This is a genomic window from Roseobacter cerffii (assembly GCF_054226325.1).
In genome coordinates this window covers 674982-701212 of record NZ_CM135757.1, presented here as the reverse complement: position 1 = coordinate 701212, position 26231 = coordinate 674982, and the positions used below count along the sequence as shown (strand labels likewise).

Annotated in this window: 20 protein-coding genes and 3 pseudogenes; 16 read left to right on the top strand and 7 right to left on the bottom strand. The window is 55.2% G+C overall.

Annotation, left to right across the window (positions count from 1 at the left end; all coding sequences use genetic code 11):
• Positions 1 to 390 precede the first annotated feature (390 nt).
• From ACVC7O_RS03490 to ACVC7O_RS03430, 13 genes are all read left to right on the top strand, one after another.
• The gene (locus tag ACVC7O_RS03490) at positions 391 to 1344 is read left to right on the top strand and encodes a sugar-binding transcriptional regulator (RefSeq protein WP_458324701.1); all 954 of its coding nucleotides are present in this window, start codon (positions 391 to 393) and stop codon (positions 1342 to 1344) included.
• A 12-nt stretch (positions 1345 to 1356) separates the two neighbouring features.
• On the top strand, positions 1357 to 2802 hold the full coding sequence (locus ACVC7O_RS03485) for an ABC transporter substrate-binding protein (RefSeq protein WP_458324700.1): 1446 nt from the start codon (positions 1357 to 1359) through the stop codon (positions 2800 to 2802).
• Positions 2803 to 3007: 205 nt separating this feature from the next.
• Positions 3008 to 3823: a carbohydrate ABC transporter permease gene (locus ACVC7O_RS03480; protein ID WP_458324699.1), complete on the top strand. Its 816-nt coding sequence runs from the start codon at positions 3008 to 3010 to the stop codon at positions 3821 to 3823.
• A gap of 9 nt (positions 3824 to 3832) precedes the next feature.
• Complete coding sequence (locus ACVC7O_RS03475; protein ID WP_458324698.1) at positions 3833 to 4690, top strand: carbohydrate ABC transporter permease; 858 nt, start codon at positions 3833 to 3835, stop codon at positions 4688 to 4690.
• A 3-nt stretch (positions 4691 to 4693) separates the two neighbouring features.
• On the top strand, positions 4694 to 5803 hold the full coding sequence (locus ACVC7O_RS03470; protein WP_458324697.1) for an ABC transporter ATP-binding protein: 1110 nt from the start codon (positions 4694 to 4696) through the stop codon (positions 5801 to 5803).
• On the top strand, positions 5800 to 6927 hold the full coding sequence (locus ACVC7O_RS03465) for an ABC transporter ATP-binding protein (protein WP_458324696.1): 1128 nt from the start codon (positions 5800 to 5802) through the stop codon (positions 6925 to 6927). The genes ACVC7O_RS03470 and ACVC7O_RS03465 overlap by 4 nt, the downstream gene beginning before the upstream one ends.
• Positions 6924 to 8486, top strand: coding sequence for an FGGY family carbohydrate kinase (locus ACVC7O_RS03460; RefSeq protein WP_458324695.1), 1563 nt, complete (start codon positions 6924 to 6926; stop codon positions 8484 to 8486). The genes ACVC7O_RS03465 and ACVC7O_RS03460 overlap by 4 nt, the downstream gene beginning before the upstream one ends.
• A complete protein-coding gene (locus ACVC7O_RS03455; protein WP_458324694.1) occupies positions 8483 to 9526 on the top strand; it encodes a 2-hydroxyacid dehydrogenase in 1044 nt (347 codons plus the stop codon). The genes ACVC7O_RS03460 and ACVC7O_RS03455 overlap by 4 nt, the downstream gene beginning before the upstream one ends.
• Positions 9527 to 9536: 10 nt before the next feature.
• Positions 9537 to 10196 carry a class II aldolase/adducin family protein gene (locus ACVC7O_RS03450; RefSeq protein WP_458324693.1) on the top strand — a complete coding sequence of 220 codons (660 nt, stop codon included), beginning with the start codon at positions 9537 to 9539 and terminating at the stop codon, positions 10194 to 10196.
• Entirely contained in the window at positions 10196 to 11701 is a 1506-nt protein-coding gene (locus tag ACVC7O_RS03445) for a glycerol-3-phosphate dehydrogenase (protein ID WP_458324692.1), read from the top strand. Before ACVC7O_RS03450 ends, ACVC7O_RS03445 begins: the two co-directional genes overlap by 1 nt.
• Positions 11676 to 12722: a class II aldolase/adducin family protein gene (locus ACVC7O_RS03440; RefSeq protein ID WP_458324691.1), complete on the top strand. Its 1047-nt coding sequence runs from the start codon at positions 11676 to 11678 to the stop codon at positions 12720 to 12722. Before ACVC7O_RS03445 ends, ACVC7O_RS03440 begins: the two co-directional genes overlap by 26 nt.
• Positions 12712 to 13974 (top strand): FGGY-family carbohydrate kinase, encoded by a 1263-nt coding sequence (locus ACVC7O_RS03435; protein ID WP_458324690.1) that lies wholly within the window; start codon positions 12712 to 12714, stop codon positions 13972 to 13974. Before ACVC7O_RS03440 ends, ACVC7O_RS03435 begins: the two co-directional genes overlap by 11 nt.
• A complete protein-coding gene (locus tag ACVC7O_RS03430; RefSeq protein WP_458324689.1) occupies positions 13971 to 14810 on the top strand; it encodes a TIGR01459 family HAD-type hydrolase in 840 nt (279 codons plus the stop codon). The genes ACVC7O_RS03435 and ACVC7O_RS03430 overlap by 4 nt, the downstream gene beginning before the upstream one ends.
• A gap of 209 nt (positions 14811 to 15019) precedes the next feature.
• Here the strand turns inward: ACVC7O_RS03430 and ACVC7O_RS03425 are convergent, their stop codons facing one another.
• Genes ACVC7O_RS03425 through ACVC7O_RS03415 form a run of 3 tightly spaced genes read right to left on the bottom strand, consistent with a single transcriptional unit; the run spans position 15020 to position 18072 of the window.
• Entirely contained in the window at positions 15020 to 16165 is a 1146-nt protein-coding gene (locus ACVC7O_RS03425) for a YncE family protein (protein WP_458324688.1), read from the bottom strand.
• A gap of 11 nt (positions 16166 to 16176) precedes the next feature.
• Positions 16177 to 17496 (bottom strand): S1 family peptidase, encoded by a 1320-nt coding sequence (locus tag ACVC7O_RS03420; RefSeq protein ID WP_458324687.1) that lies wholly within the window; start codon positions 17494 to 17496, stop codon positions 16177 to 16179.
• Entirely contained in the window at positions 17497 to 18072 is a 576-nt protein-coding gene (locus ACVC7O_RS03415) for a trypco2 family protein (protein ID WP_458324686.1), read from the bottom strand. It abuts the gene before it with no gap.
• A gap of 137 nt (positions 18073 to 18209) precedes the next feature.
• Here ACVC7O_RS03415 and ACVC7O_RS03410 point away from each other — a divergent pair.
• A pseudogene (locus ACVC7O_RS03410) lies at positions 18210 to 18419 on the top strand (transposase); the annotation flags it as partial.
• 143 nt (positions 18420 to 18562) lie between these two features.
• On the opposite strand, the gene ACVC7O_RS03405 reads toward ACVC7O_RS03410, so the two are convergent.
• From ACVC7O_RS03405 to ACVC7O_RS03390, 4 genes and pseudogenes are all read right to left on the bottom strand, one after another.
• Positions 18563 to 19180, bottom strand: a complete 618-nt coding sequence (locus ACVC7O_RS03405) for a hypothetical protein (RefSeq protein WP_458324685.1) — start codon at positions 19178 to 19180, stop codon at positions 18563 to 18565.
• Between the two features lie 482 nt (positions 19181 to 19662).
• Entirely contained in the window at positions 19663 to 21786 is a 2124-nt protein-coding gene (gene dctP, locus ACVC7O_RS03400) for a TRAP transporter substrate-binding protein DctP (RefSeq protein ID WP_458324684.1), read from the bottom strand.
• A 455-nt stretch (positions 21787 to 22241) separates the two neighbouring features.
• A pseudogene (locus ACVC7O_RS03395) lies at positions 22242 to 22529 on the bottom strand (transposase); the annotation flags it as partial.
• Positions 22524 to 22673, bottom strand: a pseudogene (locus ACVC7O_RS03390) (IS5/IS1182 family transposase); the annotation flags it as partial. The pseudogenes ACVC7O_RS03390 and ACVC7O_RS03395, both read right to left, overlap by 6 nt.
• A gap of 662 nt (positions 22674 to 23335) precedes the next feature.
• Here ACVC7O_RS03390 and ACVC7O_RS03385 point away from each other — a divergent pair.
• Together ACVC7O_RS03385 and ACVC7O_RS03380 are read left to right on the top strand one after the other, a co-directional pair.
• Entirely contained in the window at positions 23336 to 25009 is a 1674-nt protein-coding gene (locus ACVC7O_RS03385) for a hypothetical protein (RefSeq protein ID WP_458324683.1), read from the top strand.
• A gap of 21 nt (positions 25010 to 25030) precedes the next feature.
• Positions 25031 to 26227, top strand: coding sequence for a phosphatase PAP2 family protein (locus ACVC7O_RS03380; RefSeq protein ID WP_458324682.1), 1197 nt, complete (start codon positions 25031 to 25033; stop codon positions 26225 to 26227).
• Positions 26228 to 26231: the final 4 nt, after the last annotated feature.

The window sequence follows — 26231 nt, the reverse complement described above, 5'->3', positions numbered from 1 at the left end:
CGCCGCGTCCAGTAAATCGCTCAGACACTGCAGCATCAGCCCGCACTTGCGCGCGCTGCACGTTGTTTGCTTTGCTGCAGCGAATTTCTGGTTTTCACGGTCCTTCAGACCTTAGCAACGCGGAAACCCAAGTTGATCATGCGATGCATTAAAGGCTGAATGACATGTCGCATGACAAAACTGGCGGCGCCTATTCCGGCGATTGTTGTCAGTTCCATCATTCATCTGGGACTTTCGCGCGGTGCTCTGGAGCAGCGTGAACTCAGCCACGTCTGAGATATCCGTATGCGCGGTTGACGGTAGTGGTCGCTCACTGCGCCACTGCCTCACTTGTAATAAATTTCATTTACTGTAACTTTTTTCCCAACACACAGATTCGTGGGGCGCGACTTGGGACAAAATCTGCAGGATGAGCTGAGCTTGGCGACAAGGGCCGCGTGGCTTCACTACGGAGGTGGGCTATCTCAAACCGATGTTGCCAAGCGCCTGAACGTTACCAAGGTGAAGGCGCACCGGCTGATTAACAGGGCGAACCAGGAAGGCTTCGTAAAGATCAGTTTCGACGGCGAGATCGCGGAATGCGCATCGCTGGAGATGAACCTCAGCGAACAGTTCGGCCTCAACTACTGTGAAGTCGTTCCCGATTTGGACGAGACAGACCTGCCTATTCGCGCGTTGGGTCTGGGTGGCGCACGATGGCTTGCGCGTGAAATCACACACCCTGCCAACAAGGTTATCGGAATTGGAAACGGTCGCACGCTTCAGTCCTGTGTGCGCAACATGGCGTCTCAGCCTGCGAAAAAGACCAAATTTGTATCCCTGATGGGCGGGCTCACCAGAAACTTCGCCGCCAACCCACATGACGTGATGCACCGGTTGGCGGAAAAGACCGGAGCCGAGGCGTATTTCATGCCGGTGCCTTTTTTCGCCAACAACGCCCAAGATCGTGAAACCATGCTTGGTCAGCGCGGTGTTCCCGAGGTCATGTCAATGGCCGCGCAGGCTGATCTGAAATTTGTGGGCATTGGTGAAGTCGGCGCGTCCGCACAGACTGTCAGCGCAGGGGTCATCTCTGCGGATGCCATGGACGATGTTCGCAACCGCGGCGGGGTCGGTGAACTGGTCGGTCATTTCTTCGACCGCGACGGCAAACTCGTGGAAACCGAGCTTTCAGAGCGGACGCTCTCAATAGAAATAGGCGCCTTGTCGCAAAGCAAGACCGTCGCGATTTCAGGCGGCGAAGGCAAGGTCACTGCAATTCTGGCGATCCTCAGGAGCGGACTTCTGGATGGCCTGATAACCGACGAAAGAACCGCCCAAGCGGTCCTTCGTCAACAATCCTAGGGAGGAAAAACTATGTATGATAAAGAAAAGAGGTTGGTCCAATCCTACATGAACGGCAACATCAGCCGGCGCGGTATGCTGCGCGGTCTCGCTTCAATGGGGGTGACAGCGGCCACTGCGAGTGTCCTTGTCAACGCCGCCGCCACCGAAGCATTGGCGCAAAATGGTTTCGACTGGAAGAAGCACTCCGGCACAAAGGTCAAGCTGCTGTTGAACCAGCACCCCTATGCGGATGCAATGATCGCCAATCTTGAAAACTTCAAAACCCTGACTGGCATGGAAGTCGAATACGACATCTTCCCGGAAGACGTTTACTTCGACAAAGTTACCGCCGCCTTATCTTCTGGTTCCAGCGAATACGATGCCTTCATGACCGGCGCTTACATGACCTGGACATACGGCCCGGCTGGTTGGATCGATGATATGAACGAATACATCAGCGACCCCGAGAAAACGAACCCTGACTACAATTGGGAAGACATGCTGGAAGGCGTGCGCGCCTCCTGTGCGTGGAACGGCCAGCCCGGCGGTGCACTTGGGTCCGAGGATGCAAAGCAGTGGTGCATCCCGTGGGGCTATGAGCAGAACAATTTGTCCTACAACGGGCGGATGTTCCGTGAAGCAGGCCTGACAGTGCCCACCAATATCGACGAATTGGTTGCAACGGCTGCTGAAGCCAAAGCCAAGATCGACGGAGCCTACGGCATCGGCGTTCGGGGTTCACGGTCCTGGGCGACGATCCACCCCGGTTTCCTGTCCGGGTATGCGAACTTCGGCGAAAAGGACCTTAACGTGTCCGATGACGGCTTGCTGTCCGCGGCGATGAACACGGATGTGTCGCGAGAGTTCCATGAGAAGTGGGTCAAGATGATCCAGGAAAGTGGGGCTCCGGATTGGTCGACTCACACCTGGTATCAAGCCGGTACCGACCTCGGCGCGGGCAAGTCTGCGATGATCTTTGATGCCGACATTCTTGGCTATTTCATGAATGGCGGAGAGAACGCCGAAGCGGGCAACCTGCAATTCGCACCCTTCGCGGCAAACCCGGACGCAAGTGCGCCCACGCCAAACATCTGGATTTGGTCGCTTGCGATGGCAAGTGCGGGTCGTCAGAAGGATGCAACCTGGTACTTCCTGCAATGGGCGTCAGGTCCTGAGCATGGCCTTTTCGGTGCGACTCAGATGGACTTTGTGAACCCTGTGCGCAAATCGGTTTGGGCCGACGCAGGTTTCCGGGAGCGGATCGACAAGAGCTATCCGGGATATGTCGAGATGCACGACCTGTCGGCACCGGGTGCAAAGATTCACTTTACAGCGCAACCGCTGTTCTTTGACCTGACCACCGAGTGGGCCGCAACGCTTCAAAAGATGGTTGCCAATGAAGTGCCCGTGGATGAAGGGCTCGGTCAGTTGGAAGAGAGCGTCAACCGACAGCTCAAAGAGGCGGGCCTGGCTTAACTGCCGCCGAAAGTCTCTCCTTGTGCCTCACCCTCTTAGGGGTGGGGCACCCTGTCACCGACTGAGGCACCCATCTCAGCGCGAGGGTTGAATGTCCATGTCCGCTCACTCCACTGAAGCGCCGCAAAAACCACGCGTCAAAATCAGCAAGCGCATGCTGCCGTATGTCCTGAGCTTGCCGGCTTTGCTGGTGTGCATCGGAATCTTGATCCCATTCTTCACGGCCGTTGCATATTCGTTGCAGCGCTACCGCTTGTCGCAACCCTGGGCTCAGAAATACAACTGGGGCGAAAACTACCTGAATTTCATGACGGACCCGGCCTTCTGGAACACACTTCAGGTCTCGTTGACCTATGCGTTCCTGACGGTCGGGATTGAGCTTTTGCTAGGCCTTGGCATCGCTCTGCTTTTGCAAAAGCGCACACGGTTCAACAACTTTGTCTCCATCATGCTGCTGATGCCGCTGATGACCGCGCCTGCGCTCGCATCCTTGATGTGGAAACTCATGACAAACCCTGGCTTCGGTGTCCTCAGTTATTGGGCGACCCTATTTGGCATCGAGGACATGAAGTGGGCGTCTGATCCATCAACCGCAATGTTGACGGTCGTGATGGTTGACGTCTGGGTCTACACGCCCTTCATCATGATCCTTTTGCTGGCCGGGCTGCGATCTTTGCCGTGTCAGCCGTTCGAAGCGGCAGAACTTGATGGCGTGCCGCGCCTGTTCGTTTTCTGGAAAATCACCTTGCCCATGCTCACGCCCTTCCTGCTGACGGCCGTGCTCTTCCGGGTGATCGAGTCCATCCAGCAGTTCGACATCATCTATGCCATGACCCAAGGCGGCCCCGGCGACACGCTGACGGTCTTTCAGGTCGAGGCCTACCTGAACTTCTTCCAATCGACGAATGTCGGGCGGTCTGCGGCCCTTCTCATGATCCTTTGGGTCATCACCTACATTCTCTCGACGATCTTCATCAAGAATTGGCTGCGCCTGCGTGAACGCGCCCGCGGAGAGGCATAGGAGAGCAAGATGTATGCGATCAGTCCAATAGAGCGGATCCTGCGAGGCATCGCGTTGAGCCTGGTGATCTTCTTCTTCATGTTCCCGATTTTCTGGATCTTCCTAATGTCGTTCCAGACAAACGAGACCATTTTGCGGGTTCCGCCGTCGATGTTCTTCGAGCCGACCCTGACCAACTATCGCTCTCTGATCTCAGGCACATTGGAGGGGAGCACCGCGACCTTGGAGATTAGATTTATGAGTAATCTCTATAACTCCTTGTTCTTGTCGGTGACCTCCGTGGCTGTTGGTCTGCTCCTTGGTGTCCCTGCGGCCTATGCGTTCGCAAAACTCAAATTCCGCGGTTCTGAGGATATCGCCTTTACCTTGCTGTCCTTTCGGTTTGCGCCGCCGCTTCTGGTCCTGCTTCCGCTGACCATATACTTCCAGAAGATCGGCCTGGCGGACACCTATCTTGGACTGATCTGGGTTTATCAGCTGATCGTTCTGCCGCTGATCTTGTGGATTGTGCGCGGCTATTTCGAGGATATCCCGAGCGACATCGAATATGCCCACCGCATCGCAGGCCATGGGTTCTGGTCCACCTTCACAAAAGTTGCGCTGCCACTTGCAGGCCCCGGAATCGCGGCCGCCGGTCTGCTTGCCTTTATCTTCGCTTGGAACAACTTCATCTTCGCGCTCGTGCTTGCCTCTGCCGACAAGCAACCGGTAACCGTTGGCGCGTTGGCGTTCATCACCGCCGCAGGCATCAACTATGGCCAGATTGCCGCGGGCATCATGCTCTCTATCGCACCGGTTTTGGCCTTGGCGCTTTATGCCCAAAGGTATCTTGTCGAAGGCCTGTCGCTTGGCGCGGTGAAGGGATAGGCTATGTCGCTCAAGCTCAACACCATCCGGAAAAGTTTCAAGAAAGACGTCGTCCTCGACGACATTTCGTTTGAAGTACCCACTGGAAAGACGCTGGTTCTCTTTGGGCCTTCAGGAGCCGGCAAGACCGTGTTGCTACGCCTGATTGCAGGTGTGATCGAGCCGGATGCCGGCGAGATCACCATCGCCGGGCGTGACATGTCCGGCGTCGAACCTGAAGACCGCGGCATTGGAATGGCCTTCCAGAACTTTGCCCTGTTTCCGCACCTATCCGCCATGGACAACATTGGCGCGCCACTTGCCGCTCAAAGGCATGACAAAAAAACCATTCAGTCGGGCGTGCAGAAACTGGCTCGCCTGCTGAAAATCGATCACGTCCTGGGGCACAAACCCAAAGAGCTTTCCAATGGGCAGAAACAGCGCACGGCATTGGCCCGCGCACTGGCGGGCGCGCCTGGTGTCCTTCTTCTCGATGATCCGCTGCGCAACGTCGACGCCAAGTTGCGGTTCGAAATGCGGCTGGAGCTGCCGCGCTTAATCAAGGATCAGAACGCCACCGTCATCTACGTCACGCAAGACTATAAGGAAGCCATGGCGTTCGGGGACGAGATCGCCGTCATCAACGACGGTCAGATTCAGCAGATCGGCAGTCCAGAGGAGATTTACCTCAGCCCGGCCAACACGGATATCGCGCGTCTCTTCGGAGACCCCGTCATCAACCTTTTGGATGTGACACCCAAGATGGGGCCTGCCGGACCCTATGCTATGGTCTCCGACCAGCCGGTGGTCTTGTCTGAAAGCCACACCAAATGCGTGGACAGACCTTGCATCTTAGGGCTGCGGCCCGAAGCGCTTCATTTCGTAACCACTGAAACACGGGGGGCGATCCCCGTCACGGTGGAAACCGAGACCCCCCTGAACGAAAAGACCGTAACGCTCGCCATAACCGCGCGCGGGCGCGAAATCATGCTGTCACGCCCGGCAGGAACACCAGGGCCTGCGCAGGGTCCGGCATATATTGGGATCAATGAACGTGCGGCGCTCCTTTTCGATCGCGAGAGCATGGCATTGGTGCCGCCTGGTGACGCAAACCCAGCGGGCAAAGTGGCATGACCGATCAAATGCTGGAAATCCGCAACGTCGATAAATTCTACGGCCCAATGGACAAGGGGGTCCACGCGGTCAAAGACGTCTCGCTCAACGTCGCGCGCGGTGACATCATCGCACTTCTGGGATCTTCCGGCTGTGGAAAGACCTCCACCTTGCGGATGATTGCGGGGTTCGAAGCCGTGAGCCGGGGCAGCATCCTGATCGCCGGGCGCGAGGTGCATATGCTGCCACCGGTCAAGCGAAATGTCGCAATGGCGTTTGAGGGATACTCGCTCTACCCGACGGTTACGGTACGTGACAATATCGCCTTTGCGCTCAAAAGTAGCGGCAAATCGGCGACCGACATTGCCAGCAAGGTCACCGAAGTCGCAGAAATGCTTGAGATCACGGATATTCTTGAGCGCTACCCGACGTCTATCTCCGGCGGACAACAACAACGGGCCTCCCTGGCGCGCGCCCTGATACGCGAGGCTGACCTTTACCTGCTGGACGAACCCATGGGGCAGTTGGAACCACAACTGCGCACCCTCCTTCGCGGGCGGATCAAATATTACATCAAGGAGCGCGGACTGACCGCGATCTTGGTCACCCATGACCAAACCGAGGCCAATGCATTGGCCGACAAGATTGCCGTCATGGAAGACGGTGAGATGCAGCAATACGCAAGCCCCGAAGAGATCAAGGAGGCACCGGCAAACCTCTTTACCGGCACCTTTGTTGGTGAGCCGCCGATGAACGTGTTTTCGGCAAGGGCTGCTGTATCAGATGACGCGCTGGTCTTTGCACTCGCAGACGGCTCGACCCTCTCCTTTCCCAAGACCGCCTTCGCCGACGAGCTGCATCAACGCATCGTGGGGCTCGGCGAGGTCGCGCTTGGGGTTCGGCCCTATGCGGTCCGTCGCGCATCAGGTGGCGCGGCGGCCGTGGTGCTCGCGAACCAGTGGCTTGGAGATCAGAGCCATATCGCTGCCGCATTTGCCGGCGGCAGCCTGGTGCTGGTCGAACATGATCGCGCGGACCTGTCCGAAGGCGACGCAATCTCCGTGCATCTGGATGCCAGCGATTTGCATATTTTCGATCCCCAAACCGGACGTGCTGTCTCTCACGGGGCGTCGCTGGTCGGATGAGCGGAGAGATCATCATAGGCATTGATGCGGGCACCTCGGTCATGAAATCGGTGGCCTTCGATCTGCAAGGCAATCAACTTATGGTGGCCTCAATCCCCAACAGCTATGACAACGGCCCCGGCGGCGCGGTCACGCAGCCCCTGGAGCGCACCTGGAACGATTGCGCTGCCACGCTGCGTAAATTGGGAGACATGATACCCGATCTGTCCTCGCGCGTTGTGGCGGTTTCTGTCACAGGCCAAGGCGATGGCACCTGGCTGGTGGGCAAGGATGACGCGCCGGTGGGCGACGGGTGGCTGTGGCTCGATGCGCGCGCTGGCGGCCTGGCCGAAGAACTGCGCCAAGACGACGGCGACAATGCGCGGTTTCTGATCACGGGCACCGGCCTGAATGCCTGCCAACAGGGCGTGCAACTGGCGTATATGAAAGATCAGCTCCCCGATCAGTTGGAACAGGCGGAATGCGCGCTGCACTGCAAGGATTGGCTTTATCTGAAACTGACTGGTGTGCGTGCCACAGACCCTTCCGAGGCCTGCTTCACATTCGGTGATTTCCGCAGTCGCACCTACGATGACACCATTCTGGACTTTCTGGATTTAACCGGTTTTCGCCACCTCCTGCCGCCCATCTGCGACGGGATGGCAACACGGCATCCACTAAGCCAGCAAGGGTCGATAGCAACCGGGTTACCTGCGGGAACACCAATTGTTCTTGGACATGTCGACGTTGTCTGCACGGCGTTGGGTGGGGGCGGCTATCTGCCGGGCCAAGATACAGGCTGCACCATCCTGGGCACGACCGGCGTTCACGTGTCCTGCAAATCTGACAGTGCTGTGCGGCTGAACCCTGATGCACGTACCGGATACGTGATGCTGATGCCTGTCGATGGTGTTGTGGCGCAGTTGCAAACGAATATGGCCGGCACCATGAACATAGACTGGGTGCTTGGCCTCGCGGCGGACATTTGCGCGACATTACAGATCGATGCCGGCCGGGAGGACCTATTGGGCCATATGGAGGACTGGCTGGGCCAAAGTGATCCGGCCCACCTGATTTATCATCCACATGTCTCCGAGGCGGGCGAACGCGGGCCGTTTATCGACCAGACTGCACGCGCAAATCTGATCGGTTTTTCAATGTCCCATGGGTTTGCAGATCTTATGCGCGCCGCCGTCGAGGGTTTGGCGCTGGCGGCACGCGATTGCTATGCTGCCATGGGGGATCTGCCAGATACGGTCACGCTCACCGGCGGTGCGGCGCGATCTGATGCAGTGCGTGACACGTTCGCGAATGCTGTAGGTGTCTCTGTCCAGCGGTCCTCGCGCGAAGAAGCCGGAGCGGCGGGAGCCGCAATGATGGCTGCGGTCGGAGTTGGTGCCTACTCTGACATGGCCGCCTGTATTCACGATTGGGTGACGCCAACGCTGGCCGCGCCCGAGCCGCACTTACCAGTATTGCACGCGCGATACGACGAGCTGTTTCGCCTTTACCAGTCATCTCGCGAATCCATTCGGCCAACGTGGCAAGACTTGTCGCAATTCAGGAGGCAACGATCATGAGCCGTCACGTCGCTATCATCGGTGACTACTTTATGCTGCCAGAGGTCTTCGAACGGGAATTGCGTAATGCGTGCAAGGCTGTCGATCTGACCTGCCGACTGGATCAAAACGATTGGCCGAACAGTCCCGTGGAGCATGGATATGCCGGAGACCAAACCGTCACGATCAAGGAATACTTGGGCGATTTCGATCAGGTCGTGGGTTTTGTGGGCGACGCGGAAGTCCTGATCATGCACCAATCGCCAATGACGGACGCGATGCTTGAACGGTTGCCCAATCTTCGGCTGATCGCGTGCTCGCGCGGCGGTCCTGTCAACATCGATATCGAAGCAGCGCGTGCCCGAAGCGTCGCGGTGACACGTGTGCCAGGGCGGAACGCCTCGGCGGTAGCAGAATTCACCATCGGTGCAATTCTGTCTGAAAGTCGCAAAATTCGAGCCGGGCACGAGGCGCTGCGAACCGGAAACTGGCGGGGCGATCTCTACCGGGCCGACACGACCGGACGTGAGCTGAACGAAATGACCGTGGGTGTGATCGGCTACGGCAAAATCGGCAGCCGCGTCACGAAACTACTGCGCGCGTTCGGAAGCAATGTCCTGGTCCACGATCCCTATGTGCAGCTTGACCCCGAGGATGCCGGGGCGGGTGTCGAACAGGTCTCTCTCGAGACCCTGTTGGAACAGAGCGATGTGGTAACACTTCATCCACGCGTCACTCCTGAAACCACCCAGATGATCAACCAGGAACGTCTGGCGCGAATGAAATCCGATGCGCTTTTGATCAATACCGCCCGCGGCCCGTTGTGCAATTACGACGACCTCTACACGGCCTTGCGGGATGGCGTGATTGGCGGCGCAATGCTCGAGACCTTTGGTGTCGAACCAGTGCCTGCAGACTGGCCGTTGCTTCAGCTCCCCAATGTGACGCTGACCCCCCATATCGCCGGTGCATCCGTGCGCACCACCACCTACGCGGCGGAGGTCCTCGCCGAAGATGTCCGCCGGTACTTTGTCGGCGAACCGCTTTTAAACCTGTGTTGAGGCAAAATTCATGAATGAGACCAACCTGAGAAAAGAAATCGTTGCAGCTTATCAGGAGCTAAGCCGCGAGGGGATGAACAAGGGGGCGTCGGGCAATGTCTCCGCCCGGTTGGGCGATCATATGCTGGTCACGCCGTCGGGTATTCCATCCGCGCTTATGGAGCCCGAACAGGTCGCCAAACTCCGCATTGACGACGACGCTGGCACATATGAAGGCCCGTGCAAGCCCTCTTCGGAATGGCGGTTTCACCGCGACATCTTGCGCAGCCGCGAAGATGCCGGTGCGGTGGTGCACAGCCATGCACCCTTTGCCACAATCCTTTCGATCCTGCGCAAACCGATCCCTGCAGTGCATTACATGATGGCCGCCTTTGGCACGACGGAGATCAAGGTTGCAGATTACTGCTGCTACGGGACACCGGAACTGTCTGAGGCCGTCATCAAGGCGATGGCGGGCGCAAACGGCTGCCTGATGGCCAATCACGGCATGGTTGTCGCCGGCCCGAATATGACGCGCACCATGTGGTTGGCCGGCGAGCTGGAACTGATTGCCAGCCAGTATTACCACAGCCTGCTTGCCGGACAGCCGCATGTCCTGAGTGATGCAGAAATCGCCGAAACCGCGAAATCCTTCGAGTCGTATGGTCCGCAGGAGGTGAGCAAAAACTGATGTCAGATCAGGTCGATCTTCTGGTTGTGGGAGGCGGCGTGAACGGCGCTGGCATCGCGCGCGATGCGGCGGGACGCGGACTGTCGGTCATGATCTGCGAAAAAGACGACCTTGCACAGGGCACATCCTCCCGGTCGGGTAAACTGGTCCATGGCGGGTTGAGATATCTCGAATACTACGAGTTCCGCCTTGTGCGAGAGGCATTGATTGAACGCGAAGTTCTTATGAAGGCCGCGCCGCATATCATCTGGCCGATGCGCTTTGTTTTGCCCCATAGCCCGGAAGATCGCCCAGCATGGCTCGTGCGGCTGGGCCTGTTCTTGTACGATCATCTCGGTGGACGGCGAAAACTGCCGGGTACACGCGTGCTGGACTTGCAGCGTGATCCGGAGGGTGCGCCAATCATCAACAAGTATACCAAAGGGTTCGAGTATTCCGATTGCTGGGTTGATGATGCGAGGCTGGTTGTCCTCAATGCTGTAGCCGCCAGAGAGGCGGGTGCCGAAATCCTGACGCGCACGGCGGTCCACTCACTCCACGTCGAGGGCGGTCAATGGTGCGCCGTATTAAAGGACACAGAGACAGGACGCGAGCGCGAGGTGCGCGCCAAGGCCGTTGCAAATGCTGCGGGGCCATGGGTGAACGATGTCATCGGTCGCGTCGCCCGCAGCAACTCCACGCGCCTCGTTCGTTTGGTCAAGGGCAGCCACATTATCGTGCCGAAGTTCTGGGAAGGCCAGCAGGCCTACCTTGTGCAAAACAACGACAAACGCGTGATTTTCATCAATCCCTACGAGGGCGACAAGGCACTTATTGGCACGACTGACATCTCCTACGATGGTGCACCTGACGCCGTGGCAGCGGATCAGGATGAGGTCGATTATCTGATTGCTGCCGTAAACCGGTACTTCAAACAAAAGCTTCGGGTGTCGGACGTTTTGGAGAAATTCTCAGGCGTCCGTCCTTTGTTCGATGATGGGCAAGGTAACCCCAGCGCAGTTACCCGTGACTATGTATTGGATCTGGAGACCGGTCGCGGCCCTCCCATACTGAACGTGTTCGGCGGCAAAATCACGACCTACCGCAAACTGGCTGAACATGCCGTCAACGAGTTGAAGACCATCTTTCCACACATGCGCCCATCCTGGACGGCCGAAACAAGCCTTCCAGGTGGCGATATGCCAGATGCGGATTTCGAAGCTTTCTTGGGCGCTTTGCAGGATGAATATCCATGGCTGCCGCGCGACCTCACCAAGCATTACGCGCGGCTCTACGGGACAAACGCGCGGAAAATTATCGGCGACAGTGACAACCTCGGCAGTCTTGGTCAGCACTTCGGCGCGCTGCTCTTTGAAGCCGAAGTTCTCTATTTGATCAAAAACGAATGGGCGCGAAGCCCGCAAGATGTGCTGGTAAGGCGCACCAAGCATGGTCTGCATCTGAGTTCCGCCGAAAAAGAGAGATTGGAGGTTTGGTTCCATGACCGGATGTCCAAAACCGCCTGAGGGGTTTGACGAACTCAAGCAACTGTCCGCAAGGTTCGGCGCCGATACGATGCACATCCAAGGGGCTGGAGGGAATTCCTCACTCAAGTCCGGCGATGTCATGTGGATCAAGGCATCGGGAACCTTGCTTGCAAATGCGAACGATCAGGACATTTTCGTGGCCACCGATCTGCGTAAGATGCGTGCCGCATTAGCAAATGCCAAAAGGTCTGCGGACCGACCTGCGGAGTTCCTGTTGCCCGGACAGACAGAACTGCGTCCGTCTATCGAAACAAGTCTGCACGCCGTCTTTGCCCAGCCGATTGTCTTGCATACCCATTGCATCCACACGCTTGCGCATGCGGTCCGGAAGGACGCCGCGAACCTATTGGCTGCCCGCTTGCACGGGCTGGATTGGGCCTATGTCGACTATGCAAAGCCCGGCGCGACCCTCGCGCGGAATGTCGAAGCCGTTTTGAAACCGACCACGAATGTCGTCATATTGGGCAATCATGGGCTGATCGTTGCCGGAAGCAGTACCTCGGAGGTCGCGGCCCTTCAGACGCAGGTGCATGCTGCGCTGGCACTGCCGGCGGCCCCGGTCTTGCCGTCAGACCTCAAGACACTGCGGGCATTGTCCGACGAAGGCGACTATGCCCCTGCTGACGATCCTGCTTTGCATCAATTGGCTCTCGATCCTGGCAGAGTTCAGCAGGTCGTCGCAGGCAGTCTCTACCCCGATCACGTCATTTTCTGTGGCATCGCAGTCGCCGTTTTGGAGGAGGGAGAAACACTGCAACAGGGTGTTGACCGCATTGTGCGGGCAGGCGCTCCCCCACCCCTATGGATAACTGTACCCGGTGCCGGAACGCTCGTACGCAAGGATGCCAGCCTTCCTGCACGGATTATGATGCGATGTCTTGCAGATGTTTTGGCCCGTGTTCCGACGGATGCAGAGCTCAGCTATCTGAGCATCGAGCAAAACCTGGAACTTCTCGATTGGGACGCCGAAAAGTATCGGCAACGGTTGAATGCCTCCTGACGTCTTTATCGGCCTCGACATCGGCACGTCCGGCGCCCGTGCTGTTGCGATGTCAGCCAATGGCGAAGAGATCGGTGTCGGACAGTCCTCCATGGCGCGCCACGGTCAATCGTTGCGCGACCCGCAAAGCTGGCTTGGTGCCGCGCGGGCCGCATTGGCGCAGCTTTGCTCTCGCATTGAGCGGCGTCATGTCAAGGCAATCTGCATCGATGGCACGTCCGGGACCATGGTGCCGGTGGACGGGGCCAACACCCCTCTAACCGACGGGCGCATGTATAATGACACTTGCTCTGACGATGCGATACTGGACCTCATCTCACAGCACGCCCCGTCGAATAGCGCAGCACATGGTGCGACCAGCGGCCTGGCAAAGGTTTTGATGCTGCAAGATACGCCCGGCGCCGTTCAGATATTGCATCAAGCCGACTGGATTGCGGCCTGCCTCTGCGGTGTGGCCTCATCCGACGACAATAATGCATTGAAAACGGGGGTCGACCCGGTGGAGGCACAGTGGCCCAACTGGATTGCAAGGACCGGCGCGAAGATGGAGATGCTTCCGGATGTGAAGCGCCCCGGCACGCCCCTTGCTTCTGTCCTCAAGGACGTCGCATCCGAATTCGGCTTGCCCACTGACACACAAGTCCTCTCCGGCACGACGGATGGGTGTGCGGCCTTTCTCGCAACAGGGGCATCAAATGCCGGAGATGGTGTCACCTCTCTTGGCACAACTCTCGTGTTGAAGCTTTTGTCTGACAAACCGGTCTTTGCACCGGAAAGCGGGATCTACTCGCATCATATCATGGGCCTTTGGCTCGCAGGAGGGGCGTCGAATACTGGCGGCGGTGTTCTGCTCGACCACTTCACAGCAGACGAGATCGAAACTCTGAGCCAAGAAGTAGACACCTCTGCCTCTTCGGGATTGTCCTATTACCCGCTGCGCCAACCCGGCGAGCGTTTCCCGATCAACGATCCTGCTCTGCCGCCTCGAATGACACCACGCCCAGACCGGCCTGTGGAGTTCTTGCAGGCAGTATTGGAAGGGATCGCGGATGTCGAAGCCCTCGGCTATCGAAAACTCCACGAGCTCGGTGCGCCTGCGGTGAATTCGGTTCGAACGGTTGGAGGTGGCGCGAAGAATACTGCATGGACCGAGATCCGAGCACGCGCCCTCTGCGTCGATATGCAAAGTCCACGCAATGACCAAGCCGCATTTGGTGCGGCGGTCCTGGCGCGATATGGGATGCGACAGTGAGCTTGACCTACGACAGTCTCACCCAAGTGTTCGACCGCTACGATGCGTTTCTGATCGATCAGTTTGGCGTGCTCATGAGCGGTGACGGTCCCTACCCCGGCGCGACAGAAGCCCTTGGTGATCTTGCCGCACGCGGGAAGCCGGTGGTTGTCCTGTCCAATTCTGGAAAGCGATCTGCTGTAAACAACGAACGACTGGTTCAGAACGGGTTTGACCGAAGCCACTTTGAAACCGTTCTCACCTCGGGCGAGGTCGCGCATAGTTATTTACGCGGAGCGCTTGGGAAGGAAATCCCGCACCAAGCGCAAGCGCTGGTGATCCTGCGGGATGATGATCCTTCACCTTTCGACGATCTGCCTCTGCGCCGCACCGACAATCTGGAGGCCGCGGATGTTCTTTTGATCGTCAACCGTGATCCGTCGCGCGAAATCGCTTTCTACAAGCCAATTCTGCAGCGGCTTGCGGCGCGAAAGATACCATGCATCTGCACCAATCCAGATCTGAAGATGCTGACACCCGACGGAATCACGGAGTCGGCCGGATATCTGGCCCAGATGTTTGAAGACTTGGGCGGAGAAGTTCGGTGGTTTGGAAAGCCTCATGCCAAGATCTACGAATACGCACGGACCATGTTGAAGGGTGCAGGTCCAAGGGCCACGCTTTGCATCGGCGACAGTCTACATCACGATATTGCCGGAGGCGCTTCAGCCGGGTTCAAAACGGCATTGGTCAGAACAGGGATCGATGGAGACCGAGACGATGCCGAGCTTCAACGCTTGGTTGTCAGATCGAGAACTCCGCCGGACCACTTCTTGCGCAGTTTTTCGTTGGAGTAGTTGAGTTTAACGTAGTTATGAGCAGCGGAGGCCAAACAGCCGCACAAACCGTGACTTCAAGATCGCCGTGCGCGCCGCGTTATGAAATTCGTTTTTGAACCGTCCCTGTAGAGAGCAGTCCTGTGAAAATGGCTCCTGCATTGCAAGAGAATTCTGTGATTGCGATGGTCTGCCAGTACGGTCAAGGCCCAGAACCCATCCGGATTCTCTTAAAGATCAACTATGATCAAACGGTCTCCAGCTGAATCAATTAGTACAACCCGCCTACTAGAGATCACCACAGCCTTGTCGACCTCTATCCCGTGTTGATAAGCGGCTTTAGGTCGTTGGTTGCCTTCAACTGATACCAAAGCACCACTAAACGGAAACCACGCAAGAACTCCTCTCTCGTCTATACTAATGCTGGGTGAGCTAAAATATGCGTAAGGAACAAAACCTGGCTCGTTGAACAAAGAACGGTTCCAATTGCCCTGTTCGTTTTCCTCTGGAAAAAATTCAGCGATGAAACGGCCTATCGAGTACTTCGTCCGATTATGCTCGATTGGTCGTCGATTTATTTCACCCCATGCTCCCTTGACAAATTCATTCTCTACAAATGCAAATTCTTCAACGGCCATTTCGAGCAATCTAAAGCCCGCGCGTTGCAGTATAGCAATCGTGCTACCGTTTACACTGACTGCAGTAGGAGAAAAGCCTAGGTGCTCACTATAAATCAAATTAGAATAATCTTCTCTCAGAAAGTTAGCACTACGTGATGGGAGCGACTTACCGATCACACCTATCGGCAAAAAATGCAAATATTCTTCGTTCTCGGTAATAAACACAATATCATTTTGCAGAACGTCCATATCGATAACTGGGCCCTTGAAATGTCGGATCTCAGCGACTTCAATCAGAGAATTTACATCAATAACCCTAATAACGGATCTGTTGAAGTCATTTAAGAACAACAATCCGCGGTGGATCAAAGAAATTGAGGGCTCCCAGCCTTCTAGTGGGGTTTGTAGAGAAGAAACAGATTCGCCCGTAGCAAAATCTATCTTTTCGGCCCTAGCAAACACGTCGTCTCGCCCAACAGCAATAAGAAATCGACCGTCAGAATTTAGAACGAGCGGCTCAAAGGCGAGCTTCACTCGACCAATTAGAACTGATGTCGCTAAATCAATAGACATTATTTCTCGCGAAGAAATGCACGCAACATGTAAGATGCTACTTAGTCTGCCGCGATCTTGTTGGACCACAGATTGAGGTCCACAATTATCAAACTGAATTCCAGTTTTGGTTACCAAATTCTCAGCATAACCAATACTCGCGGCAAAGGTTAGGCAGGCTAAAAGGAATGCAGGTCTCTTCATGACTGTCTCGTTTACATAGGTATTCGGTGAATTTCACGTACATAGTTGCCCGCAGAGATCTCTCCTAGCTCTGGAAACCAAGCCTTCACCTCTACACGAAGCGCGCGAATGTCTTTGAACTCGGGCAAGGGGAGATTCTCCCAAGACAAATGCTCTTCTGAAAGTCCCCAATTAGCCGCTTTTTCCGGATCATTTCCCGCTTGTGTGAGGACAAACTCTTTTGTTTCTTCCATCCAAACCGTAAATCGGTCTTCGACCCTGTCCATAACATCGTCAATAACCAGTGGGGATGAAAGTTCGCGTCCCGAGAAGGAGTCGACAACCCTCCAATCTTGGAAGGCTATAAAGTTTGCTTCTGGCCTTTCCTCTTCTATTGACAATATGATTGGAACAATAGTCACAGAAATTCTTTGCGGTGAGAACTGCCCCCTAAACCTGTGGCCATAGTCTATGTACAACTTTCGGCTTACTCCAAAGCCCTCCCTCAGCGGATCATATCTGATGCCGACATCGAAGAATAACTCAGCTTGCAGCCTTTTAAGGGCATTCCGGCTTTGCTCAACTTCGGAAAGTAGAGATCCAACCTCACGTTCTAAAGCGCTTATACGTGCCTCGACAGTCCAAAACTGATCTCCGCGCAATCGAATTTCTTGTGCGGCTAGCAACCCGCCCACTCGCTCTATAGGAAGAACTGTACCGGAGGCGATCGTATCGTTACGTCGCAAAGATATGCCAACCAAAGACTCTCCATTGAAGGCTGGACCACCACTATAGCCTTGCCTCATTGGCTCAGAGGTTTCAATTAGTCCGGAGTCTATTCTTCGAAGATTGGTATAGAATCGATTGAAATTGGCGACATTCGTTGATGAGACTTCAACTCCCCACAATTCAAGGCGGTCTTGTTCATCAAAGTAACCGCCGATCTCAACATTTTGCAACTCTGGTTGAAAGTCTTGTGCTTGCAGTAAGCATATGTCTATCTCGAGATCGCACTCGAGTACATTTAACTCGAACAGCTTTCCCTCACTTATCAAATCTTGGATCCTCAGACGATCTGTTCGATCAATTTGGCGCAACTCTAAAGCTGTGGATGAAGCAGCGCGAGCCAGTATCGTTCGGCCGTCATCGCGGTCACCAAGAACCACATGAGCGGCAGTCAACGCATGTCCTTCATCTGTAATCCAAAATCCGGTTCCAATGGGTGAGTATAATGTTGGGTTCAAGGCGTTAGATGGCGCCCAAACCTCAATTAAAAATTCCTCACGAGCAAATGCAGCCCCGTGAAGCAAAAAAAATAGAATAATAGAGTAAAATGGGATTAGTTTTTTCATTTATCTGGCCGCCACACCTATATGAAACGTTATCGAGCTTGCTTCTTCAATTGACAGACCGCCTTCGCCGGTGGCGAAAAAGAACTTAACTTTCCCGTCAGCCGCTCTGCTTAGCACAAATTCAGTTTTGTAACTGATAGAGCTAACGGCCATTTTGGGAGGGTTGGACACCGCTTCACGAATTCCGTTTTTTATTTGCTCAATTGCCTCAAGAAGACCAAGGGTTTCTGCAGTAGACGTTGATGTCTCTTCGCTTGGCGTCAGGGTAAGGCTGATTGAGCTTGTCGACTTTGCTGACAACTCGGCGTTAGCTTCCACTTGGGCTAGGGACGAGAAAACGGGAACCGAGATATCGATGCCGCCACCAGCGGACCTTTCAGTGATTGTAGTTAATACGACGTCAACAAACTCAATAATCAACTGCGGTTCCAGAGTATCTATTGACGCTGCTTGGACTTCGGCCTTTATGGCATCAATTACAGCTGATACTGGTGCATTGTCAGATTGGGAATGCGCAACGGTACCCGCAAAAATACCCAATGAGATACACACAGTACGTAGGAAGTTCACTCCCATCTCTTTCTCCAGTCAATCAGCACTTTACTTGTCCAAACCAGCGTCGCATATGTGTTTCCCTACGACAAGGATTCTTGCGGCAATCTTGTGGTGTGAGCGTAGGACGGGGCGGCCCGATTGTTTGATTGATGTAGGGAGACAAAGGGATACGGCCCTGCATCCCGGGTCGTGGGCAACGTAAGAAGACAGTCAAATACGACAAGCGCTGCTACAAACGGCGCAATCGGATCGAGATCATGTTCGGACGGCTGGAAGACTGGCGGCGTGTCGCAACCCGATACGACCGGTGCCCGAAGGCCTTCCTCTCAGCAATCCCTCTCGCGGCCATTGTCATCTACTGGCTGTGAGTCCTGAGCCTAGGCACTTCAGGTTGACGCATGTTGTAACGCCAAGTGCCAAATCCAAAGCGGAGTAGCGATCAAGTCAATGACCGAAACCAGCATTCGTCCGACAGTTTGAAAGTCGTAAGCCATTTGTGCTGACGCTCCTGCTATCCCTCCACCCAAAAGCGATCGCTTGCTTTGCCACGGGATTCTAGGATGCGTTGCACGACAGCGTCGCTCCCGAAGACATCGAGCGGATCGAAGCAAAATTTTTGAAAGGTCTTCTCACTTACTCCTGCATCGTTGAGAGCATCTTGGGCCATCTTCAACTTGGCACCAAAGTTCTCCTTCATGAATTCGACGGCTATCGGGAGCATGCGTTCCAGGCATTCTAGAGTTGCACGATTCCAGGTTGTTTCATTCGTCGCTGCCGCTAGCGTCCACTGCCCAGTTTGATTGGGTACAGCAAACACAGAAGCTTTGTGCCAGACCCGATCCCTCATCTTGTGTTCGGGATTTACATGGGCGAGAGCGTTGTTTCGAAGCAAGATGAGAGCGGCGTGATCTTCTTTTTGGTCTTTGGTGAGTTGGCCGATGTTCAACTGAATTGAGCCGCGCTCTCCAGACTTCCCGGCAGTTGACGTTGCGCGAACATACAAATTGACGGCCGTAGTTTGGAGAGCTTTGACAATTGTCTGCTCCTCCGGCCCAAACATCTCGTTTTTCTCATCCACCTTGGCCCTAAGGATTTTGCAACAGTCACTAGCTTGCAGCAGATCGCCCAAGCATGCTTCGGCACGCCATACCTGGAGGATAAGTCCCCTTAATTTCCTTTGTTTATTTGTTCGCCTAAGGCTACTGCTGAGCGCTAGCAAGTCAAGGAATGGTGGGTACTTCATAAAAGAATACTCCTTCTTTGTTTGCTGCTTGGTGCGTCCGAAACTCTTGTCGCTCAAACCTAAGCAGAATGCGGGCTCTTGAGGTACTGTCCGTAAACTCGGCCCATACCTGCCATTCACCGAGATCTTTCGATGCTGCGGTGTGGCCCGCCAAAGCTGCCGTTTGCCGCGGCTGATCGCCTCGATCAGTATGATAGGTCTGCAACGCGGGACAAAACGTGAATTCGCTGCACTTTGCTCCAATGGCTGCTGTTGGTCAGCCGAACAACGCACTCCGCACAACCATGGGGTTCATTATTTTCAATTGATTGAGGGTTCGTGTTTAAGGTGTATTTTGAAGGGGCCTCTGACATACAAAAAAACGGGCGCTAATTCAGTAAACCGATCTGACCCATGTACTGCCGATGACTTCTCAGTAATCTTTGGCCAAGACTGTTTGACACAAGCGTCGCCTCGAATTCGTCGAGCGCGGCCTGGCGAAAAGTCATGCGGTCCTGCCGCGACCAGACGTAGATGCTTACGCCTTGATCGCGTACTTCTCTCGCCGCTTCATCGTTTTCGATCCGCGTACTGGCGGCCAAATCCGCTGCCATCGCCCGAAGCTCTTCACCAATCAGATTCTGAACCACCACTGGAAGTCCATCCCACATGTCTTTGTTGCAGGCCAGATGATCCGACGGCATGGAATGGAAGCCCGGATAGGCGGTGTGGCGTGAGATGTCGTAGAGCCCCAACCCAACGTTATTTACAAGATTTGAGGCATCAGCGCCGTCCAGAATGCCAGTCTCAAGCGCGGTGAATATCTCGGTGAAATCCATGACGATAGGGCTCGCGCCCAGCCGTTGCCAAGTTCTAGACAGTACGCCGGGAGGCGTGCGGATCTTCAGCCCTTTGACGTCCTCTAGACCCCTGATCGGCGTCGACGCTGTTAGGGACTCTGGGCCCGCAATCCACCAGCCAACGAAGTGCATACCATACTTCGAGTAGAGCTCTTGCACTATTTCCTCGGCATCGCCGAAATTCAACCATTTGATCTGTTGCTCTGGCGTTTCGTACCCTCCGTAGATGTCACCTACTAGCCAAAAAGCCGGGTCTTTTCCGGTTTGATAACCGCCACCGGTCATATCGCAATCGAGGATGCCCGTAGCTGCCGCATCGAAGGTATCGACCGATCTGACGACGGATGAGGAATAGAATACTTCAAAACTAACTTTGCCTCCGCTCCTGCTGCTCACCGCATCAGCAAATTGGGCAACGGCCCTGCCGCTTGAGGTTTCGGGTGAGTAATGTGTCTGAACCCGAAGCGTCACGGGATCGGTATTTATTGTCGCGAGCGGCACGCTGACGATATCTTGGAACACCGCGCGGCCCTGCGGATCAACAGAGCAGCGCATGCCTTCCGGCGGGACCACTGAGGAACAAGGATCGCGAGGCGGCGCAGCAGCCGCGAATTCACACAAGCTCTCTTTGCGTCTTTCGGCGGCTTTTACCGCTGTGCAATCGCTGGACTCCTTGTGGTTTTCGAGGAAGATTTCCACTTCCAAACAGTCCTGAGCGCCGCGGACGAAGATCTCGTAATCTGCGTTTGCGGCGGTGCAAGCGTCAAACCCTGAGGATTCGATTGGTTTCGGCTCTGATGGAGCTTGACTGTTCGGTGGGCTGTGGCCGCTGAGGAAAAAGAAACGACCAGTATCCAGGCCAATAGCGCCAAATTGCGGGGATTGAGTGAAACCCAAATGTGTCATTTTGCTGAGCTGCGGCTCCAAATAGCTGGCGATCTCGGTGATCGTTGTCAGCCCGTCCTTGTTTGCGTCGGCCGAACCGCGAGCAGCTCGCAAAAAAGCTGTGGTAAACAAACCACCGGATCCATCTGTATAGCCGTAGGACACATCCTGGCCGCCGCTCGATGTCAGCATATGCTCCGCCGGTGCAGCCATTTGCTCCCAAACTGGATCTTCCCCGCTCGACATCATTTGAAGCGCGCGCGCGCTGTAGCATGCGTCAATTAGGAACAAGACATGCCGCGCGTCGATCCGCCTAAGCCATCGCCGCACCTCATCCATATAAATCGAGCCCTGCTTTCCATCCTTCGAAGCGTCTTGCAATGCAAGAAAGCCATAAGGGTAGTCTCTGGAATCCTTTCCAGAACCTCCATGACCAGACCAATAAAGGAGCAGCCTATCATCCTCGGTAACGCGATCAGGGATGATATCTTCCATCAAATGCCGTATATTCTCGCTACTAGCGTCTTCATCGATTAAGACGTGGACTTCGTCAAAACCGGCCTCATTCAAAAGGAAATCACGCATGCGCACAGCGTCCTTGGCGGGCGAAGACAAGGGCTTGAAATCACCGATATAATCCCCGATCGCGATAACCACGCCGATAGAACGTTCGAATTTGTACCTGTTGCCTAGGCTGTTTCGTAGCCATTTATATTCGTTGTTGACGCGGTCCCACCAAGTCAGAGAGGTGTCGATATTTCTGTGCACGTCCGCTGCCTGCTGGGCCGGTGCCGACGTAGCCATAAGCTGCAACAGTGCGCAGAGGATGAGTGCGGTCAGGCGGATCGCTAGTCCTCGGATTTGTTGAATAGGCCGATAACGTCTTTCAGAAGGCTAAAGAACGCCCCGACAGCACTGATTACTGCGGTCCAAAGGCTGATATTCGCGATTGTCTCTTCATTGCCGCCGAGCGGCTCCATACCTACAGGTAGACGAAACGAGTTATAGACGACATACGCAACTACACTGATCGCCACGAATAAAATGACGTATTTCCACCTACGCATCTCAGCCCCGTTCAAAAATGTAGACATTATACAATTTGCGGCTACCAAAAACTAATAGACCTACTGACGTGCTTCTCCAAACACTTTCTACGCTGTTCGGTTGTGGAGCTGCAACGCGGATCTCCAGCTCGCACCAGTTTTCTGCGCCGCCCTACTTCATTGATCCCGCATATGTGAACTCACGGTGAAGTGCAGTTCTTGATATGTCGTTTGTTCCAGACGGTTCTGGATTTCCATCAGCTTGGCTTCGAAGATCTCAGCAGGGGTGTGATAGCCCAAGCATTTGCGCGGCGTGGAATTGAGGCGGTGGCAAATCGACCTCAAATATCGATTTATCAGCGCCAGCGGTTCGGTTGAGCGGGGCAGGTACTTCCGCAGCCTGTTGTTCGTGTTCTCGACCGTGCCTTTTTGGTACGGCGCTTGCGGGTCGCAGAACCACGCATCGCCCCACCGCAAATCATTGCGATTGATGAAGATAATCCCACTAAGGACGCGCCTGTCATCAACGCGCAGCTTGCCGTGCGACTTCGAGAAGTAGGAATCAAGACGCTCTATCTGCGCGTCTACCAGCCAGAATAGGTCAGACATGTTCACCGCTCGATATTCGAACCGTGAATCACGCTCCTAAGCGGAAATCAATGGGTCCTGATCCTAGCACTCAGTATCCGAAATGGATGAAAGAGACTTTGGTAGCAACACGGCCTTATCCGTGAACTGCGCCATCAAGAGAACAACTTCACATGCCTCTTTTGGCAAATTGGAATTGCGTAGTTCTTGTTCGGAAACGAGATACCTCAGGGCGTCCCACTCTGTGCAAAAGTCGCTAAGGTCCCGTAGACCTTTCAGTTTTCGCCGGGCAGTCGCGAGGCGTGTATCGTCTGTATCCGACATTTCATTTCCTCCGAACAGCTACACCAAGAGTGCTGGAAATGCGTTGAAAACAGAAGGACTGCCGTGTGAAATCAGCGTGAATAAAACGTTAAGCTCCTTCACAGATCTATTTTTCTCGCTTAACAATTAGCAAGCGGACCGGTTTGGTCCTGGGGGAGCTTTGCACGTAATTTAGGGAAGGATGTGTGCCAATGGGGGACTTCACACAGACCTTCAAAGCCAGATTCAATAACTGCACGACAGACTTATGCCACGACTCAAATATCCAACGCCCAATACCATTTTCAAGACCTGCGCTGCAAAGTCGATACCTCACCGCACCACAGGTTCCCTCGGTTGCTACCTGCTGAGGAAGATAGATGGCAGATTATAAATTCTCAGTTCGCCTTTATGGCGCTTTTGATGCCTGGTTGGTTGAAAATGAGCGGCTGGTCATCAAAAATCAGAAATTGCGCGCAATGATTGCTCTATTGATTAGCGCGCCAGATGGCCGCCGCTCGCGCACATTTTTGCGCTCAATGCTTTGGCCGCTTGCCTACGATGAAGAACGCGGCAACAGCTCGCTTCGGCAGTGCATATCCAGCCTACGCGGCGCATTAGGTCCGGCCTGCGCATATGTGCTGGATGACAGTGATCGCAGTTGCGTCAAGCTCAACCTTGAGCATGTCGAGGTGATCGGATTGCCAACAGATGGCCTTTTTCTGGAAGGGCTCGATCTAACCGGACTGACGGAGTTCGAGGATTGGCTCCGCGATCAACGCAAAAACACGGTATTCGCCCAGACCTTGGCACCACCTACGTCATTGCCACCTGTAGCCACACGCCCCGTCGATCGAGTTATTCCTGCGCTTGGCGTGTTGCCTTTTCTGTCTCTTCACAAAGGCAACGAGCACGGATTGCTCGGGGATATGCTGGCCGAAGAAGTCGCGCGCACACTTTCGAAATCGCATTTCGCCAATATCAAATCGCATTTTTCCTGCCGCAGCATCAACGCACGACATGTGGACTTGGACACTCTGAAGAACGCTTTGAATGTGGACTACGTCGTTTCGGGTGCGCTTGTGTGCAAGGCGAACAGCTTTCGCGTGACGGTCGACTTGATCGAAATGGCAACAGGTGACTTTGTCTGGTCTTCCGAATTCAAGGGAGATCTGAACGCATTCTTTGCAAGCGAATCTACGGTTGCCGCCGAAATCGCGCTCGCAGTGTCGAAATCAGTGCTGCGCACCTCGCTTGATTTGGCAAGCGCGACGCCGCTCCCGGATACCAACTCCCATGATCTGTTCATGTCCGCTGTGTATCTTCTACATAAGCAGGACATCGCAAGCAGTGCCAGATCACGCAAGTATTTAGAAGAGCTGCTCCGCCGGGCGCCGCGCAACTCGGTTGTGCATAGCTGGCTTGGGTTGTGGTACGTGCTTTGTCTGTCGCAGGGATGGCACGACAATGCCAGTTTGGACGCAACGCGGGCCAAGGATTGCACCGCGAGGGCGCTGGATTTGAACCCGACTTGCGCGTTCTCGCTTTCTGTGGATGGGATTCTGGAAAGCAATGTGCTGAAGAATTTCGATGTCGCACGGCAGCGGTTCGAACATGCGCTCGATCTTGATCCGAACAACGCCTATGGATGCCTATTTTCCGGCGTATCGCATGCGATCCAGGGTGCGTATGAGCCGGCAGTCGCTCAAACGCGACAGTCGCGCATCCTGTCCCCTCTGGATCCGGGGGCATATCTGTTCGACACACTGTCAGCCACGGCTGAACTGTCGGCGATGCGCTATGTTGAAGCACTTGCGCTGGCGGAGCGGTCCTACCAGCGCAACCCCATGCACAATTCTACACTACGCACTCGCACCATCGCCCTGCATGGTCTGGGGCGCATGGAAGAGGCGAAAGCCTCCGCACGAGAGTTGGCCCGACGCGAGCCGAACCTGACCATTAGTGGCTATCTCAGCACGCATCCTGCCGCACAATTTGATACCGGTAAGCGATGGGCAAAAGCCCTGGAGGAAGCCGGAATTCGTAAATCTTGATTGGCACGAAGGGGAGATGTCATGCCGTTTTCAACAGGCGCCACCGGTGCAACTGGTGCCACGGGTGCAACTGGTGCCACGGGCGCTACTGGAGCAACCGGCGCGACCGGGGCCGGGGGCGGGGTCGGCGGGCGGGGTTTTACACCCGGTGAATCGTACGCCGTCACAACGGCCCGCGACGGAATCATGGGGCGGTGGGCCGGGCCCAACCGCAACGTGTCCGCCTACACGGCAGGAGAGGCTGGCAACATGTCCGAATGGCCAGTTTGGGCGCGCGGCTATGTCATCCAGTCAGATTTACTGGCTGGTATGGTTTTTGAAACTGCGCCTAAAGACGGCATCGACTTCCAGGTGTCCCATCTTGGCGCGGGCATTTTGACCGAAGGCAAGACAACTTACGAGTCCGAGCCCCTGTTCAGCTTCCGGCGCCCAAGGATCGAAGACTTCAAGGAGCAGTTGGATTACGTCAACACATATGCCGAATTGCGCATGGACCGCTCTGCAGAAATCCTGTCACAAACTGGCTATCCAGAGCATTTCTTTGGCGTGATATTGGGGCTGCACCCATCGCGCACCAAATATACGCTCGAACTGATGGCAACGGCACAGCTATTTGCAACCGGTATCGCCCAGCGGGTCAAACACGCGTTGGCCTGCAAGCGTCCAGACATGTTCTCAAGCCAGATCCAACCCATGATCCCCATGCCGGGTCATGGCACTTTGCCGAGCGGCCATGCCACGGAAGCCTTCACGGTCGCACGCGTTATGTCCCTGCTGATCGATGATCGTGACATCGAGTTTGGAATACAAGACCAACTCATGCATCAGGCCGAACGAATCTCGATCAACCGGACGATTGCAGGTGTGCACTTCCCGGCCGACTCCATTGCTGGAGCCATGCTTGGTCTGGGGCTGGGCGATTATTTCGTGGCGCGTGGGCGTGGACTTGGGCCAGGCGCTGCTGGCCCCTATACTGAGACAACCAGCAATTTTGTCAGCACCGCACATTTCGATGGCACAGTCGTCGGCAATGAGGATTTTCGAATGAGGACGCTGTTCGACAAAGGGCAGAGACAATCTTTAGATGCTGCGGGCCGTAGAATTGTTGAGCTTGGGGCCAAAGTGAATGTCGTAACCGCAACCGAGTGCCTGCCGCTAACTTGGCTATGGGAAAAGGCCAAGGCGGAATGGCCAGATCGGCGCGCGGCGGACATGTGAGGGC